The organism is Pseudoalteromonas sp. NSLLW218 (assembly GCF_015864775.1).
GTDB lineage: Bacteria > Pseudomonadota > Gammaproteobacteria > Enterobacterales > Alteromonadaceae > Pseudoalteromonas.
In genome coordinates this window covers 422,575-439,178 of the sequence record NZ_JADYWO010000003.1, presented here as the reverse complement: position 1 = coordinate 439,178, position 16,604 = coordinate 422,575, and the positions used below count along the sequence as shown (strand labels likewise).

Below are 16,604 nucleotides of genomic sequence, written 5' to 3'. Positions count from 1 at the left end.
ATGAATATCGACAATCTTGTACAAAATATTACTCCCGAATTATTCGAACGCTTGCAATACGGTGCGTCTACTGGCAAATGGCCAGACGGAACTGTTTTATCAGACGAGCAAAAGCAACAAACAGTGCAGTTGGTTATGTTGTATCAAGCAAAAGTGGCTCAATCAAACGAGCAATTTACGATTGGTGCTAATGGTGAAATGATCCAAAAGACAAAAGCTCAACTACAAAAAGAATTTAAATCAGACAACGAAATAGCTAGGTTTAGTGAACATGATCTTTAAGCACCTTTTTACACCGAAATGGAAACACCCTAAGCAACAAGTTCGTCTTGATGCTATCGAAAAATTAGATATTGAACGTGATGCAACCATATTAAATACGTTAGCACTTGAAGACAGCTCAGCTGAAATACGCCGCAAAGCGTTGCAAAAAGTAAACGATTTACCACTTTGGTGGAAAGCGTATAAACAAGATCAAGCATTAAAAGATATTGCAGAACTACAAATATCTAATGCTGTTTTAAATAGCGAAAGTGCACTAACACCGCAAATTAAAAGTGAATACATAGAGCGTTTTGCACCCGTTAAAACACTCGAAAAGTTAGCATTTGCAGAGAAAGAACTGCAAGTACGCGTTAAGTTATTGAAACGTTTAGCAAATCCAAAACTAGTAGAAAAAGCATTTAAAGAAGGTAGCGAAGAGCTACAAGCTCAATTAGTTGAACTTGTTATTACCCATCAATTAATTAAGCCATTAGTAAAGCATGCAAAGGGTGGTGCAAAAGCAGCACTTGAAACGCATATTGAAAATGAGCGTTTAGCAATTGAAATGCCACTGCAGGTTGAAAGTGCAACACGTGTTATTTTAGCTAAGTTAAATGCCTTACGCGAAAAAACAGATTTTGGTGTTGTAAATCCACAAGCCGGCGAATTAATGGTCCAGTGGCAAGCACTTGAGCTAAAATGGCTGAGTGATGAACGCGTTAAGCTTCTTGACGAAAAATATATTTCAATCACAACTAAGTTAGATGCACACATTGAACAGCTAAAGGCGGTACATGATAAAGAGCAGCAGAAATTAGCGCTACAGCAGCGCCAATTGCTAGCACTTGCAACGCTTGAAGCTTTAACTGAAGAAATTGAAAACGCCTTACAGCTAGGCCTTGAAACACCAGAGCAAATTCAACAAGATTGGCTTGATGCAAAAGTAGCGCAAGCTAAGCAAGCTATTAGCGAAACAGAATTAGCTAATAATGCACAATCTAAACTGGCTGTAAGCAAGTTAGAAAAACTATTTACTCAAGTTGCTAAGTTACCTGAGCTAACAATTGCTATTAAAGAGTACAAACTCGCTTTTGCAGCATTATGCGAAATTAAGCCAGCAGAAGATTTAGCACAATACGATGCAACTCTAACTGAATTTAATAATGGTTTTAAAGCAGCGCGTAGTCATTTAAATATTTTAGATGGTGCACTGCAAAGTACCTTTAAAACGCAGTTAAATGCGCATAAAAAGCAATTTTTATCACCAATGAATGAGCTAGTTAAGCCACTTGAAAAAAACCAAAGCCAAGCAAAACGCAAAGCTCGTGATGTTAAACGCCTAATTGAGGAAGGCCGTTTTAATGTTGCCTTTGGCGTGTTTAAAGGGTTTGAAGAGTTATTTAATACACTCACTGAGCAATATCAACAGCCGCTTATAAATATAAAAGCGGAGCTTGAAGCGCAACTTGCAGATGCAAAAGATTGGCAAAAATACGCAGCAGCACCAAAGCGTGAAGCTTTATTAGAAGAAGTAAGTGCATTAGTAAGTGAAGAGTGTACTGACCCACAACAACGCGCAGAGCAAGTAAAAGTGCTACGCAAGCGTTGGAATGAGTTAGGTCGTTTAGATACAGACGAAGAAAAGCAACAAGGCGTACAGTTTGATGAAAAAATCGAGTTGCTATTTGCACCTTGTCGTAGTTACTTTGCAGAGCAAGAAGTACAACGCGAAGCATCAAAAGCACAACGCGAAAGTATTATTAGCGACATGCACGCGCTTCATTTACAACCTACGGCTGAGGATCACTTTGATTGGAAGCAATATGAAAGCCAATACAATCGTTTAAACAAAGCGTGGCGCAGTGTGGGTAAAGTTGACCCTAAAACATACCGTACACTAAACGAACGTTATAAAAGCGAGCAACAACAAGTACTGGCTTTATTAAACGCATTTCATAAAAGTAATGCTGCACTTAAAAATGAGTTAGTAGAAAAAGCGCAGCAATTATCACAAAGCGATGATTTAGCCGCTGCATGCCAAGAGTTGAAGCAAATGCAGCAGCAATGGCAAACAATTGGTTTTGCAGGTTTAAAAGCTGAAAATGCGTTATGGCAAAAATTTCGTCAATTTAACGATGAAACATTTACTAAACGTAGTAGTGAGTTTGAGCAGCAAAAACTTGACCAAAATGAGTCAGATAAACAAGCAGTTGCAGAACTCGCTGAGCTTGAAGCAGCACTTAGCGATGTAAATCAAAGAGCACAGTTGCACGACCTAGAAACAAAAGTGAAAGGGTACTCGCAATTTAGATCGCTTGTGCCAAAGGTTACTAAACTATTAGCTGCTATTGAAGATAAGCTTGCATTGCTTATAAGTAAATCAGAGCAAGCTAATCTAGATGCGTTAATTACAGCACTTGAAAACAATGAAACGTTACCAAGTCAGTATCAAGCACCGCTTAAAACAATATTAAGTAAAGAGCAACTTATTACTCGCATGGAAATACTAGCGAACGTAAGTTCAACCGATAAGTCACTTAGAATGGCAGAACAAGTAGCCATGCTAGATGACAAACATCGTGGCGATCATGCTGATATAAACTATTATTTAAAACAGTTATTAGCGCTCAGTGACGGTTCAGTTGAACCTGACACACTAACGCGACTTAAAGCGACACTTGCAGCTTAATACACTAGGGCGTGTTGACCTTTCGTGGTTGAATTTGCAGCAGACTGTTTGGTATTTAGGCAAGGCAGAGTCTATGTAGTGTGGTTATTCCCCATAAATAGGCGATAACGCAGCATAAATGCCAAACATGCGCTGCCCTTTGGGTTCTTTCTAGGGACGATTAACTCTTTGTTGCTCGGTTTTGACTTAGCCCGCTAGGTTACAAACCTCACGCCGCGATTAAATCGACCCTAGATTGAACAAATTTCAATCCACAAAGGTCAACACGCCCTAGAACCAGTGTAATATATGCTGGTTACTATTTTAATAAGCCGCTTTAATAGCGGCTTTTTTATGTACCACTAATTTATAAACAAAAGGGTTCTCATGAGAATTTTAGTTATTATTGCAGCGTTATTTTTAACCGCCTGTAATACCACGCAAGGCATATCAGTATATTCATTTACTAACTCTGAGGTTGAGTCTGTACTGGGTAAGCAATTACCAAAGTTAAGTGAAAAAGTAAGCTTAATGGGTTTACCGGTTCAGTTTGATGTAAACGACTTAAGTGTAAATATTGGACCTGATAACCGCGATGTTGTTGTGCTTGGTGCCGATTCGAGCGCTGAAATTAATGCATTCGCACTTAAATACCCAGTGCGTTTAAAGCTACAAATTGAAGGCAGCCCATTCTACGACAGTGAGAAAAAAGCGGTGTTTTTACGTAATATTAAATTACTTGATTCGAGTGTTGATGCCGGTGGTTTTAAAGGTAATTTAGGTGCACTTGATAGCCAAGCAATGGATGTTATTAATGCTTTTTTAGCGGTTAACCCTGTTTATACTCTAAATATGGATGACCCTAAAATGATGCTACTTAGTAAACTTCCACTTGATATGAAAGTGGTTGAAGGTGCAATTAAGCTAGTACCTCGTCTATAAGTAGATCTACCTACTTATAATATACGTATTAATTAGCCTGACTTTCAGGCTAATTAGGTTTTAATATTATGGCGGCTCCTCGTACTGTTCCCACTTCTAGGCTTTCTCGCTTTGCAAAATTAGGCTCACTTGCCACAGGTGTTGCTACCAACATGTTAGTTGATGGCGCTAAGAGCGCGCTAACAGGTAAAGGTTGGGACAATAAAAACTTACTGCTACAACCTAAAAACATTGAAAAACTAGCTATACAGCTATCTCATTTACGTGGCGCTGCAATGAAGTTGGGGCAATTGCTTTCAATGGATGCCGGTGATTTACTTAGTCCTGAATTGGCTCAGTTACTTGCTTTACTGCGCTCAGACGCGAATTCAATGCCTCATAAGCAGCTTGTTGAAGTGTTAAAAGAGCAATGGGGAGATGAGTGGCTAGCGCGTTTTTCTCATATTGAATTAAGACCTTTTGCAGCGGCTTCTATAGGGCAAGTTCATTTAGCTTACAAGGAGAATGGTGAGCAACTGGCTGTTAAAATTCAATATCCTGGTATTGCAAAAAGTGTAGTAAGTGATGTCGATAACGTTATTTCTTTATTAACGATTTCTCGATTATTGCCAAAAGATCTTAATATTAAACCACTTATTAGTGAGGCTAAAGCGCAGTTATTAGCCGAGGCTGATTATAAGCGGGAGGCTCAGTATTTAATACGTTATAAAAATGAACTAGCAACTAATCCCCACTTTAAAGTGCCTAACATATATCCAGAGCACAGCACACAACAAGTACTTACTATGGAATATATAAAAGCAAAGCCCATTGAGAGCATTACAGAGCTACCTGATAGTCAAAAAAGCTTTGTTGCAGAGCAACTTATTGATTTGTTTTTTAAAGAAATGTTTGAATTTAAATTAATTCAAACCGACCCTAACTTTGCCAACTTTCATTATCAGCTTGATACACAAAAAATTGTTTTATTTGATTTTGGCGCAACGCGAGAAATATCAACAGAGCTTAGCTTAGCGTATTTAGCTTTATTTAAAGCGGGTAGTGAAAACAACAGAGAAGGTGTACTTAAAGCGGCTTCACATATTGGTTATTTTAAAAATGACTTAGTTGATGAGTATAAAAACAACGTCATTGATTTATTCTTAATGGCGTGCGAGCCACTAAGAGCAGAAGGGGAATTTGATTTTAAAAACAGCGAACTGGCGCTCAAAATTAAAAATGCAGGGCTTGCCCTTAGTTCGCAATCTCAGCAATGGCACACACCGCCCGTTGATGCCCTATTTATTCACCGAAAACTTGCAGGGCTTTATTTAATAGCCGCAAGGCTAGGTGCAAAAATAGATGTGAAAACGCTATTTCAGCACTATTTATAGCGTTTTAATGGGCACGTGAGTGCATTTTAAGTAATGAGTGCACTTAGTGTGTAAAATTGTCATAATGCTCGCGATATTTCGCGAGGTGCATTTATGATAAAACAATTTTTAAACGATCCTAAATTATTACTAAACGCAGTAGGTGAGGGCATATACGGTTTTGACCTGTCGGGTAATGCGGTGTTTGTTAATCCTGCCGCTGAGCGCATGACAGGTTGGCGAGCAGACGAGTTATTAGGTAAAAAAATACACCAATATCATCACCATACTCATACTGATGGCACACCTTATCCCGCTGATGAATGCCAAATATATTGCACCATGTTTGACGGCAAACGTCGTGAAGTTAAAAATGAAGTTTTTTGGCGTAAAGACGGTAGCTCATTTGCAGTGGAATACACCTCAACACCGGTTTATCAAAATGATGAGTTAATTGGTGCTGTAGCGGTATTTCGCGATATATCACTGCAACAGCAAACACAAAATGCACTGCAAGAGGCACTTGAGCAAGTAAAGCATTTAAGTGAGCAGCTAAAAGATGAAAACAACTACTTAATTGCAGAACTTAACGAAGATTGGCAAGACTCAGGGCTAGTTGGACAAAGTCATATATTTCAAACCATGTTAGATCAAATAAAATTGGTAAGTGAAACCGACAGCACAGTTCTTATACTTGGCGAAAATGGCACGGGTAAAGAATTAGTAGCCCGTAATTTGTATCGACTAAGCAAGCGTAGCGAACAAGCCTTTATAAAAGTAAATTGCGCCGCATTTACCCCAAGTTTGCTAGAATCGGAACTTTTTGGCCATGAAAAAGGCGCATTTACAGGTGCCAATGAACGCCGTAAAGGGCGTTTTGAACTTGCTGATAAAGGCACCTTGTTTTTAGATGAAATAGCAGAGCTTCCACTTGAGGCGCAAAGTAAACTACTTAGAGTCCTGCAAGAACAAGAGTTTGAACGTGTAGGTGGCAGCAATACGCTAAAAGTAAATATTAGAGTAATTGCAGCGACTAATCGCGACCTGTGGGAAATGGTACAAAAAGGCACGTTTAGAATTGATTTGTATTATCGGCTCAATGTATTTCCTATTAAAGTCCCGTCCCTTAAAGATCGAAAAGAAGACATTCCTTATTTGTGCGCTAATTTGATTGCGCAGCTAAATAAACGATTGGGTAAACATTTAAAGGGGCTAAGTAAAAAAGCAATTACACAACTGCAAGCCTATGATTGGCCAGGCAATATTAGAGAGCTGCAAAATGTACTTGAACGCGAAGCTATTTTATCTAATCAGGCTGTGCTTCAGCTAAGCCAACCTTTGCAAGCGGGTGGCGAAGTAGTTATTAACCCTTCACTTACGCTTGATGAAGCGCAAAAACAGCATATAACTTCTGTTCTTGCGTTATCGCACTGGCAAATATCGGGCGATAAAGGGGCGGCAGTTAAGTTGGGCTTACCTGAGAGTACACTACGCTCAAAAATGCGAAAGTTGGGAATCACTAAAAAATCGTGATATATCGCGATATGCGCTTTATATCGCGAGCTCGGTTTTTGTTTTTTAAAATAATTTCTTTAATATCAATTAAGTAATTAAAGTTTCAGCTTGGTCTGAAAGTTGCAAATACTTGCTTAATACCCGTCATTATGAAGCAAGTACTATGAAGTTTGATATAAAAGAAGAAGACATGATCATTAAGCCCTATAACACCGAAGGGCCAATTTATATCCGCGAGCAAAAAGGATTTTTTCAGCGCATACGCCGTAATTTAGGTTGGCTGTTAATGCTAACTTTTATTGCAATACCGTGGATTCAATATAACGGTCAACAAGCTGTGCTGCTTGATGTGGCAACGCAAACCTTTACTATTTTTGGTTTAACACTCCTTCCTCAAGATTTTATGATTTTAGCCCTGCTGTTTATGGTGGGGGCTTTTGCATTATTTTTTATAACTAACTGGCTTGGTCGGGTTTGGTGTGGATATACGTGCCCGCAAACAATATGGATGCTCATGTTTTCGTGGGTAGAGCAACGCATAGAAGGCACTCGAAATCAGCGAATTAAATTAGATAAATCACAGTGGACGCTAAGCACTTGGCGAAAAAAAATAACTAAGCACAGTGCGTGGATTGTTATTTCAGTTTTAACTGCCACCTCGTTTATGGCGTATTTTATTCCGGCTAAAAGTTTGTATATGGAAATGATCACGTTTGAATGGTCAGGTATTACGAGCTTTTGGGTGTTTTTATTCGCTTTTTGCACTTATGGCAATGCAGGGTTTTTACGCGAAAAAATGTGCACAATTGCTTGCCCTTATTCTCGTTTTCAAGCTGTTATGTTTGATAAAGATACGTTGCTTGTTACATATGATAACGAGCGAGGTGAAAGCCGAGGACCACGTAAACGCAAAGCTGACCCCAAAGAGCTTAACTTAGGTGACTGTGTAGACTGTAACTTGTGTGTAGAGGTATGCCCTGCAGGAATAGATATTCGAAATGGATTGCAATATGAATGTATAAATTGTGGCTTATGTATTGATGCCTGCGACGATACCATGGAGAAATTTGGTTACGAGAAAGGCTTGATTAAATACGCCAGTGAGAAACAAATGGAAGGTAAAAAAACCAATCCATTTAGGTTAAAGCTAGTAGGATATGGCGCATTAACGGCTTTGTTAATAATATCTATGTTTGCATGGATGCTGCAACGTACACCAATAGAAGCCTCAGTACTACGCGATAGGAATGCGCTTTATAGAGTGAACTACGAGGGCTTAGTAGAAAACCCTTACACACTTACTATTATTAATAAAACGCAGCAAGCACTGCATTACAGTATTGCCATAGAGGGTTTACCAGAGGCAACGCTCTCAAGTCCGAAATCTACGCTTGTACAACCGGGTGCGATGAAAAGAGTTCCCGTTACTGTAACAGCCGATGGTTACGATATTGAACGTAAAGTGAGTAAGTTACAATTTGTTGTAACAGCGCAAGAAAACGCCAGCATTACGATAACCAAAGACAGTCAGTTTTACAAAAACTAAGATTGATAAAGCAAGATCAACAATTTTTATATCAGTTGGCCTTGCTTACTTTTTAAGTTGTGAGAAATAAACTGTTTAGCGCTATCTAAATCTGTAAATAGGCACTCACTAAAATTAACGTTTCTTTTTGCGCACTCTAAAATGCGTTTCATTTGATTTATAGCGATAGCTGAAGTGAGTACAAACGCACTACTCAGGCAGTTATTTGCTTTCATTAAATGGCTAATATCTATCATCTCTTTTTCTGCCTCAGGCGTTGCAGCTAAAACATCAAAAGAATCACTAATATAGGCCCAAGGCTGATTGTTGAGTGATTTTATTTTTTCGCATAGTTCAATTTTAAACGCACGAAGAAGCCCTGAGGTGATGTATCCCGCAAAGTGAGCGATAACAACGTTATTTTCAGTGTAAAGGCTTACCTGTCCATATTTGTTTTTAAACCCCAATGTATACTCCTTGAATTTGAGGGAAGGCTAACCTTATACCTTTAAATTCAATAAAACCAGTTCTTTTGGGTTGTTTTTTGTTATCAGATTGTTTCTTTGTCGGGCGGGTACTTAATTTAATGAGTACCCGCTCTTTAATAGTGGTTAATCTTTTGTAGAGGTTGTAATGTAATTTAGCGCGCTAGTTATAACCGCGACTTGTGCCAAAATACATTCTTCATCGGTGGCAGTTGGGCTATCTGGGTACACTTCGGTAGTGGTTACATAGGGTGCATCAGTAAAGCCCATACATAAACCTAGCTCTCGAGCTGCATAGTTAATTACACCAAATTGCTCTTGAGGTACGCCGATTAGTTGGTTATTTTCATCGCTCGGTGCAATATGGGTTACCTTTGCAACGCTTTCTATAATGGTCTTTTGAAACTCCGGATCAGGCTTTTTGGTATCTGCAACTAAATAAAACCCGTCAGGTATGTTCCAGTTAGTATTTGTAGTGCCTTCACGCGCAGCGAGTGCGGGTCTAAATTCACTGTTATCGCTATCTGTTGTTTCGTGTAAATCAATATGAGCGATTAAGTCAGTACCTAATGATTTTACAAACGTCATAATAGCTGCTGACTCTTGAGCTGGGCTGCCCTCATAAAATGAGCGGTTAGGATCAATAGCATCTGGGTTCCAACGGTTTATTGTTTCATACCCCCAAGGGCTAATGCAGGGCGCAACAATAATATTAAACTGCTCTGAGTGTTGCATAGCCGATGTTTTAGCAAACCTAAGTGCGCCATGTACGCCACTGGTCTCGTAGCCATGCACACCACCGGTGATTAAAACAGTTGGTTTATTAGTATTAAAGTTAGGCGTTTTTAATACATATAATGGGTAAGTGCCAGCGGCGTAATTAAGCTCGCCGTATTGCTCTATATCCAAGGTGTTTTTAAGGTCATTAATTAGCGTTACGACTTCGTTTTGGTAACTGCGTTTAATGTTTTGGCGTGCTAACCACAGGGCTTTATCGTTGTTATTCCATTTTTTGCCAGGTGTGCCAATGGGGTATGTGCTGTTAGTCATAATAAACCTTTATATCAATTTTTATTAACTCCCCTATAAATAAGGAGGGTAATTACAATTGGTAGAGTTACTTAATAAAGGTGTAGCTTAACGCTGAGTAAATTAGCGTGCAAATTAAAACGTTAATGTCATATTTTTTATAGCGCGCGATTGCTGGGATTTAATATAACTTTGGTTTGCGTATTCACCCGAAATACTACCGAATCGATCGCGTTTTACACTAATCGTTAAATCACACGTTTTACTTTGATCTACTTGCGAGCTGCTAAACATTTGCAAACTTTGCAAATCTATTTCAAGGTAAGAAGTGTTAAGCGCAAAAAGTGTTGATTGTAAAAGTGTTTCATTATTATTGTTAGTACAGCTACTGCTCAGTTCTACTTGGCTAGTACTATTAGGATCAGTGCCATCTAACTGGACTGTAAGGGGACTATTAATATCAAAATTTTGATCGTTACTTGGGGTTAAAATAATAAAATTTAAAGGCAACTCAACGCTCGAATTAGCATTTATGCCATCGTCCCGTTTAAATTTTATATCAAACTGTTGGTCGTCGTCAGTGGCATTTATATATGCTTGGTAATCAACGTCTAAAAAGTCGGTATCTTTTGTAAGTACAATAGCGGTGCTATTAACAACAGCTTGTAATGAGTCGCTATCGCTTAAAACAATGTTAGAGCCATTAGCGTCGCCTGCATTTAGTTCTGCGTTAACACGCGTGCGGTTACCGTCAGAAACCAGTTCAAAACCTGCCCAAATACCTTTTGTTTTTACTAAATCCGACTCTGTTTCTGACGTGCAAGCGCATAGAGCTAAAATTAAAGCCGTTGTGGTAATGCATTTTTTAAGCATGTTAGCTCCTTTAAACCACTAAATTAGGCTGTAAATAATTGTTTAATAGGGGATATACCTAACAATTATATGAAGTATAAGTTTGTATGTGTGCATTGTTACACAACACGCTATCTGTAAATGTTTAAATTTGTTAACGGTTGTAAATAAATTATTAAGCGCTAAGTTTTAAAAACTAACTTACTAATTAAATTGTTTGCTAAGTAAGCATCGAATTAGCGCTAAATGTATTATAAAAGAGTATGTTACAATCAGGTAAAGCATATCTTCATATTGAGTATTATGGCGCAGTATATTGCTACCCCAAGTTGGCTAGGCCGTTTTTTTACCCGTATTAAACACGTAACTATTGAGCAAGAGCATCTTGTTGTTCATTTTAGAAGTGCTCCCGCGCGGACATTTTTAATTAAGGACTTTTATAATTACTCAATACTTAAAAACCGTTTATTTAGCGCCAAAATTAATTTGTGCGACAGTAGCAATACATCAATTAGTTTTTTAAACAAAGCACAAGCGAACACTTTAAACACAGCCCTTAACACGCGGTTTTCAGCCCTGCTTGAGCAAAAGGTAAATAACGCAAAGATTTCGCTCAAGCGCTATGCTTTAGATGAGTTTTTACGTGATAGTTCCATAAAAACACTTAAGAATGATGTGTTTTTGCTTACCAAGCAGTACGCTAAAAGTACAAGTGTGTGGCAACAACACTTATCGCCAAGTAGTATTAAATTTTTAAATATACTAAGCACCACACCCAATACTCACGATGCAATTGCACAGTTGCGCCATAAATATGAAAAAAAACAAATAACTCTTAAAAATGACTTTTTTAATCAAGTAGAGTCAAATCCATTAACAACCGAGCAGCGCTTAGCGGTAATACGCGATAACGATAAAAATTTAGTATTAGCGGCAGCAGGCACAGGTAAAACATCTGTGATGGTAGCAAAGTCTTTAAATTTAATAGCATGCAATATTGCCAAGCCTGAGCAAATTTTGGTGCTGGCCTATAATAAAACAGCAGCAAATGAGCTTAAAGAGCGCTTTATTAAACGCGCCACGCATGCAAAATTGCATACCAAAGCACCCACTATTTTAACGTTTCATGCGCTTGGGCTTAAATTACTACAAAGTGCTAAAAAGCCAATCGAATTATCAAAATTTGCAACTGACCCAGTTCAATTAAATAGTTGGTTAACTGGGTGGGTAAGTAAAAAAATACAAACCGAACCACAGTTTTTAAAAGCATTTTTAGATTTACTCCATGAGCCGATTGATATATTTAGCTTTAAAGATAATGCACAGTACGAGCGGTACGTACGCGATAACGAATACCGTAGCCTTGCGGGTCATAAAGTAAAAAGTTATCAGGAGGTGTTAATTTCAAACTGGCTACATTTGAATTGCGTACCGCATAGTTATGAGGTGAATTATCACTTTAGCCAAGGCGCAGAGCTAAGTGGGCAATATAAGCCTGATTTTTATATACCTCAATATGATATTTACTTAGAGCACTTTGGCATTGATAGGCAAGGGAATACGCGTGCCGATATAAATAAAAAAAACTATAACGAGCAAATTGCATTTAAGCGCAAACTGCATAAACAAAATGACACCACGTTACTCGAAACCTTTCATTACAATTGGGTAGAAGGAAAGCTAGAGCAAACCCTCGCAAAGCAATTAAAGCAGCATAATGTTGAATTAACACCTTTAAGTAACGATGAAATATTTCATACATTAAATAACTCAGGGCAGTTACAGCAAGGCATTGATAAATACATAAAATGTTTACAAGTTATTCGGGTAGAGCAATTAAGTAATAAGCAAATAGCGCAGCGCATTAAGCAAAGTGGTATTAAAAATTACCAGCAATATGCAAACTTGTTAGTGCAAATTCATGATGCTTATATAAATGAATTAAACGCGCAAAGTGCTATTGATTTTGACGATATGATTATTCAAGCAACAAAGGCGATAGTAAGCGGAGATTTTAATATTCCGTGGAGCCACATTTTAGTTGATGAGTTTCAAGATATATCAAGCGCGCGTATGGCTTTTTTAAGTGCCATATTAAAACATGGCAAAGGAATACGCTTTACTGCTGTTGGTGACGACTGGCAAGCAATTTATCGGTTCTCGGGTGGTAATTTAGCGCTTACTACGCGCTTTAATGAGTTAGTGGGTAGCCACTCTCTCACTATGCTGCAAAAAACATTCAGATATAATAATAGCATTAGCGATGTAGCTGGGCGCTTTGTAATGCAAAACCCTGAGCAATATAAAAAGCAGATCAGCACACATACACAAGTAACCACACCACAAGTTATTTTATTAGACGATTTATACCAAGGCACTAAATCGATAGAAATAAAAGTACAGCAGACTATAAGCACGATTCAAAAAAATGATGCATCAGCGAGCATTGCCATACTTAGTCGATATAGATACATGTTAAATAGCGTGCAGCAGCATTTAAAAGATAAAAAGCATACAAACACTCTTTATTTTTGGACATTGCACAGTGCCAAAGGGCTTGAAGCCGATTACTGTATTATTATTGGTTTTGAACAAGGTAAATTAGGGTTTCCTAGCGATAACCAAAATAATGTGCTGGTGGAGGCGCTATTACCAGAGCAAGATGAATTCACTCACTCAGAGGAAAGGCGTTTGCTTTATGTAGGTATTACACGCGCTAAACATAAAGCGTATTTAATTGCAGACCCTTATGCATGCTCAGCGTTTGTAAAAGAATTAGTAAATGACAATTATCCCATTCAAATCGCTTCAACGTTATTTAATAAGTCGCAACTAAAGCAAAGAGAGTGTAGTACGTGCAGCGACGGTTTAATTGTGCCAAAAACGGGTCAATATGGTGATTATTATAGTTGTACTAATACGCAAATTTGCGAAACTAAATTACGAGTGTGTAAAAGCTGTAGTGGCCCATCGGTTGATAAAAGCACGCACTCACAATGTGTGAATGCACAGTGTAAAACGCAGCACCCAATTTGTGAAAAGTGTGGTCGCGAAATGCGTAAACGCAAATCTAAGCACGGTGAATTTTTAGGATGCAGTGGTTTCGCTCTTAAAGAAGATAACTGTAAAAACACTCGAAAAATAAATGCTTAACGGCTTACAAGTAGGTTTACACCTGTCTATTTTATAGAACAATGTAAATAGAAATTATATTCATTTGATTGATTTTAACAAGCTATCAATGTCTAATAGAAGAATGAGCTTTAACTGTTGTTTATTATGCATTTTTTCAATAGATTCTTTTTATTAAATGACCATTATTCAGCCCCTGGTCAGGTTGCTAATTGGCGAATAAGTGCACTGCGCATTATTCTATCTTTAGTAATGGTGTTATGTTTTGCTGTGGCGTGCCACACGTACACAAGCGCTATTGAATTTAACTTAATTTATATTGTTGTATTAACAAGCAGCTTTCTTGCTACTGCATGTGGTTTACTTATAGCAAGTAAGCGTTTTTATCACTTTAGCGCTCATGCACTTTTAATAGCCATTGTAGCTGCTAGCGTGTCAATGAACTTATTTTTAACAGACTTAGAGCTTGCTAAAGTGGGCTCTATGTATATGTATTCTTGCCCGATAATAGCACTTATGCTACTTGGTTATAGAACAGCTCTTGCTTATGGCGTATTAAATATTGCGCCTTTTTATATGATCATCAATAACGTTGATGTCTCGGGTTTAACCGGCATAGCTCAACAACTTCCCGATGCTGACTTATACATTACAGGACTTATATTTTTATTTTTTAACATTTGTATTCCCCTTGCTGTGGCGCGCACAATTGTGGCTGCTAAGCGTTTAAACAAAACAATGATAAGCGCTAATACACACCTTAAAGATAAAAATGAGCTTTATCGAAGCCTGTTCACCGAATCAAATAAAGCCAAAATTATTGTTGACGAAAATCTTGTCATTACTGATTTTAATCAACATGCTATTGATATGTTTGGCATAAAAAAAGAATTAAAAGAAAGGAGCGTTAATCTTTCTCATTTATTTCCGGCCTTAGTTTTTGACGACTCTAATGCTCAAAATAAAATTGTGAAGTACAAAAAAAGTTATTTTAAAGCCAGTTATCAGCAAATAACAATGAGTACAAACTACCGTGTATACGACTTTTACGATTGCACGCAAGAGCAGCTCATTAAACAAAATTTATCGATGATGGAACAAGAAAATAAACGTTTACGCTTTAGAGACTCGCAAACAAAACTACCTAATAGAGAATGGTTTGAGCTGCAATGCGACAGATTAACAAGCAAATACCAAAAAGGTTTTTATATCGTTGTTGCGCAAAGTGCAAATAGTGAATACTTAAATTTGAAGCTCACTAAAGCCGACTCTCAAGCATTACTTATTAACGCGTATAAGCGTTTAAAAGCGATGCCAGATGGGCCTCTTTTGTGTGCTCATATAGGAGTGGGAAAGCTTGCTTTTATAATTGGGGCAAACTCGCAAAACGAGCTTGAAGAGAAGCTATTAATGCAAATAAAAAATACATTAGATAAAACATATAATGTATTTGGCACTAAGTGTCAGCAATCATTTTTATTTGGTTTTGCAAAGTATCCTGATCATGGAAAAAACAGCACAACAGTACTTAGCAATGCATGCGAAGCACTTAAACTAGCAAATTGTAATATGCCCCTTAGTGGTTATAACGAAAAGCAATCACAAGCTTTTATCGAAAAATACGAAATTTCAATGTTATTAGATGAAGCGCTTCTGCAGAGCGATTTGTCGGTGCACTATCAACCTAAAGTAGATGCAACGGGTCAATGTATAGGGCTTGAAGCCTTAGCGCGTTGGAACAGTCCAATACTGGGTAATGTGTCGCCAGTGGTATTTATTCCTATTGCCGAAGAATACAGAATGGTCAGTAGGTTAACCGATCTGATTATTCAAAAGGTGTGCGCTCAAATTGCCGATTGGACTAAGGCGGGTTTACCTAGTGTGCCGGTGGCAATAAATATATCTCTAATTGATTTTAGCCAAACCGATTTTATGTCAAAACTGGTTAAATACCTTGCCGACTTTAACGTAAAGCCACCTCAAATAGAGTTAGAACTGACTGAAACTTCTCTTGAGGCAAACCAAGCGCATTCGCTAAAGCTTATGCAAACGCTGCAATCGTGGGGTTTTACTATTTCGGTCGATGATTTTGGGGTGGGTTATTCTAATATTGCACGCCTTGCCGATTACCCTATTAACAAGCTCAAGTTAGATCGCTCATTAATAAGCCAAGTAACGAGCTCTTCGCGTCAAAAAAGTTTAGTTAAAGCGGTGCACGTTATGTGTGAAGAGCTCGATATTAAGTGTGTAGCCGAAGGAGTAGAAACCCAAGAGCAAGTAGCAATAATGACGCAAATGGGGTGTAAAGAGTTTCAGGGCTTTTACTTTGCTAAACCAATGCCAGCCGAAAATTTTGCAGAACATGTTAGTCGCCATGGCTTAGTGTTTAACGCTAAAGAGATGACGGCTCAACTTTAAATATATAGCGGGTATTTTACTACCTAATTACAGAGCTGTTGGGCGTTTATGGTTATTTCGCACTGATGAATAGCCTCAGCTCCCCAATGCTGTATATCTGATTGAGCAGTACAGCCTGCATCTTCAATTAAAGCAGTATTGGCATCACATAAGAGTAGCACTGCGTTATCATCTTGTACGTTTACAATAAGCGTGTATTCCCCAAAGGGTGCAAGTTTGCTTAAATCGTTATTAACAGCAGCTTTTAATAACTCATCAGTTGTTGAATAGGATGTTTCACTAAATTTTAATGTGCCATCAACGGCTGTAGCAATGTCTTTTAATTGCGAGGCTAAGTCGGCCATCACTTCTGGATTGTTATTTTCTGAAGTGTAACAACCGCTAAGTAATACTATGAGGCTTATACAAAGTAAGTGTTTCAT

General features: G+C 38.1%; 12 protein-coding genes. 8 read left to right on the top strand and 4 right to left on the bottom strand.

The features are described from left to right. The 6 genes from I6E80_RS06815 to ccoG all read left to right on the top strand — a co-directional run bounded on the left by I6E80_RS06815 (position 1) and on the right by ccoG (position 8,287). Positions 1-282, top strand: coding sequence for a YeaC family protein (locus tag I6E80_RS06815; RefSeq protein WP_007378333.1), 282 nt, complete (start codon positions 1-3; stop codon positions 280-282). Further along, positions 272-2,953 (top strand): DUF349 domain-containing protein, encoded by a 2,682-nt coding sequence (locus I6E80_RS06810; protein ID WP_197185159.1) that lies wholly within the window; start codon positions 272-274, stop codon positions 2,951-2,953. The genes I6E80_RS06815 and I6E80_RS06810 overlap by 11 nt, the downstream gene beginning before the upstream one ends. Before the next feature lie 366 nt (positions 2,954-3,319). Further along, entirely contained in the window at positions 3,320-3,874 is a 555-nt protein-coding gene (locus tag I6E80_RS06805; protein ID WP_002960677.1) for a DUF1439 domain-containing protein, read from the top strand. Between the two features lie 68 nt (positions 3,875-3,942). After that, complete coding sequence (locus I6E80_RS06800) at positions 3,943-5,247, top strand: AarF/ABC1/UbiB kinase family protein (protein ID WP_197185158.1); 1,305 nt, start codon at positions 3,943-3,945, stop codon at positions 5,245-5,247. Between the two features lie 93 nt (positions 5,248-5,340). After that, positions 5,341-6,759, top strand: coding sequence for a sigma-54-dependent Fis family transcriptional regulator (locus I6E80_RS06795; protein WP_197185157.1), 1,419 nt, complete (start codon positions 5,341-5,343; stop codon positions 6,757-6,759). Between the two features lie 145 nt (positions 6,760-6,904). Then, entirely contained in the window at positions 6,905-8,287 is a 1,383-nt protein-coding gene (gene ccoG, locus I6E80_RS06790; RefSeq protein WP_197185156.1) for a cytochrome c oxidase accessory protein CcoG, read from the top strand. Positions 8,288-8,313: 26 nt separating this feature from the next. On the opposite strand, the gene I6E80_RS06785 is transcribed toward ccoG, so the two are convergent. The 3 genes from I6E80_RS06785 to I6E80_RS06775 all read right to left on the bottom strand — a co-directional run bounded on the left by I6E80_RS06785 (position 8,314) and on the right by I6E80_RS06775 (position 10,653). Further along, a complete protein-coding gene (locus I6E80_RS06785; protein ID WP_024600461.1) occupies positions 8,314-8,733 on the bottom strand; it encodes a hypothetical protein in 420 nt (139 codons plus the stop codon). A 144-nt stretch (positions 8,734-8,877) separates the two neighbouring features. Next, on the bottom strand, positions 8,878-9,801 hold the full coding sequence (locus I6E80_RS06780) for a M14 family metallocarboxypeptidase (protein WP_197185155.1): 924 nt from the start codon (positions 9,799-9,801) through the stop codon (positions 8,878-8,880). Positions 9,802-9,915: 114 nt separating this feature from the next. Next, positions 9,916-10,653, bottom strand: a complete 738-nt coding sequence (locus I6E80_RS06775) for a hypothetical protein (protein ID WP_197185154.1) — start codon at positions 10,651-10,653, stop codon at positions 9,916-9,918. A gap of 282 nt (positions 10,654-10,935) precedes the next feature. Between I6E80_RS06775 and I6E80_RS06770 the strand changes: the two genes are divergently transcribed. After that, positions 10,936-13,785 (top strand): UvrD-helicase domain-containing protein, encoded by a 2,850-nt coding sequence (locus I6E80_RS06770; protein WP_197185153.1) that lies wholly within the window; start codon positions 10,936-10,938, stop codon positions 13,783-13,785. Positions 13,786-13,911: 126 nt separating this feature from the next. Beyond that, complete coding sequence (locus I6E80_RS06765) at positions 13,912-16,182, top strand: bifunctional diguanylate cyclase/phosphodiesterase (RefSeq protein WP_197185152.1); 2,271 nt, start codon at positions 13,912-13,914, stop codon at positions 16,180-16,182. Between the two features lie 23 nt (positions 16,183-16,205). Here the strand turns inward: I6E80_RS06765 and I6E80_RS06760 are convergent, their stop codons facing one another. Further along, positions 16,206-16,604: a hypothetical protein gene (locus I6E80_RS06760; protein ID WP_197185151.1), complete on the bottom strand. Its 399-nt coding sequence runs from the start codon at positions 16,602-16,604 to the stop codon at positions 16,206-16,208.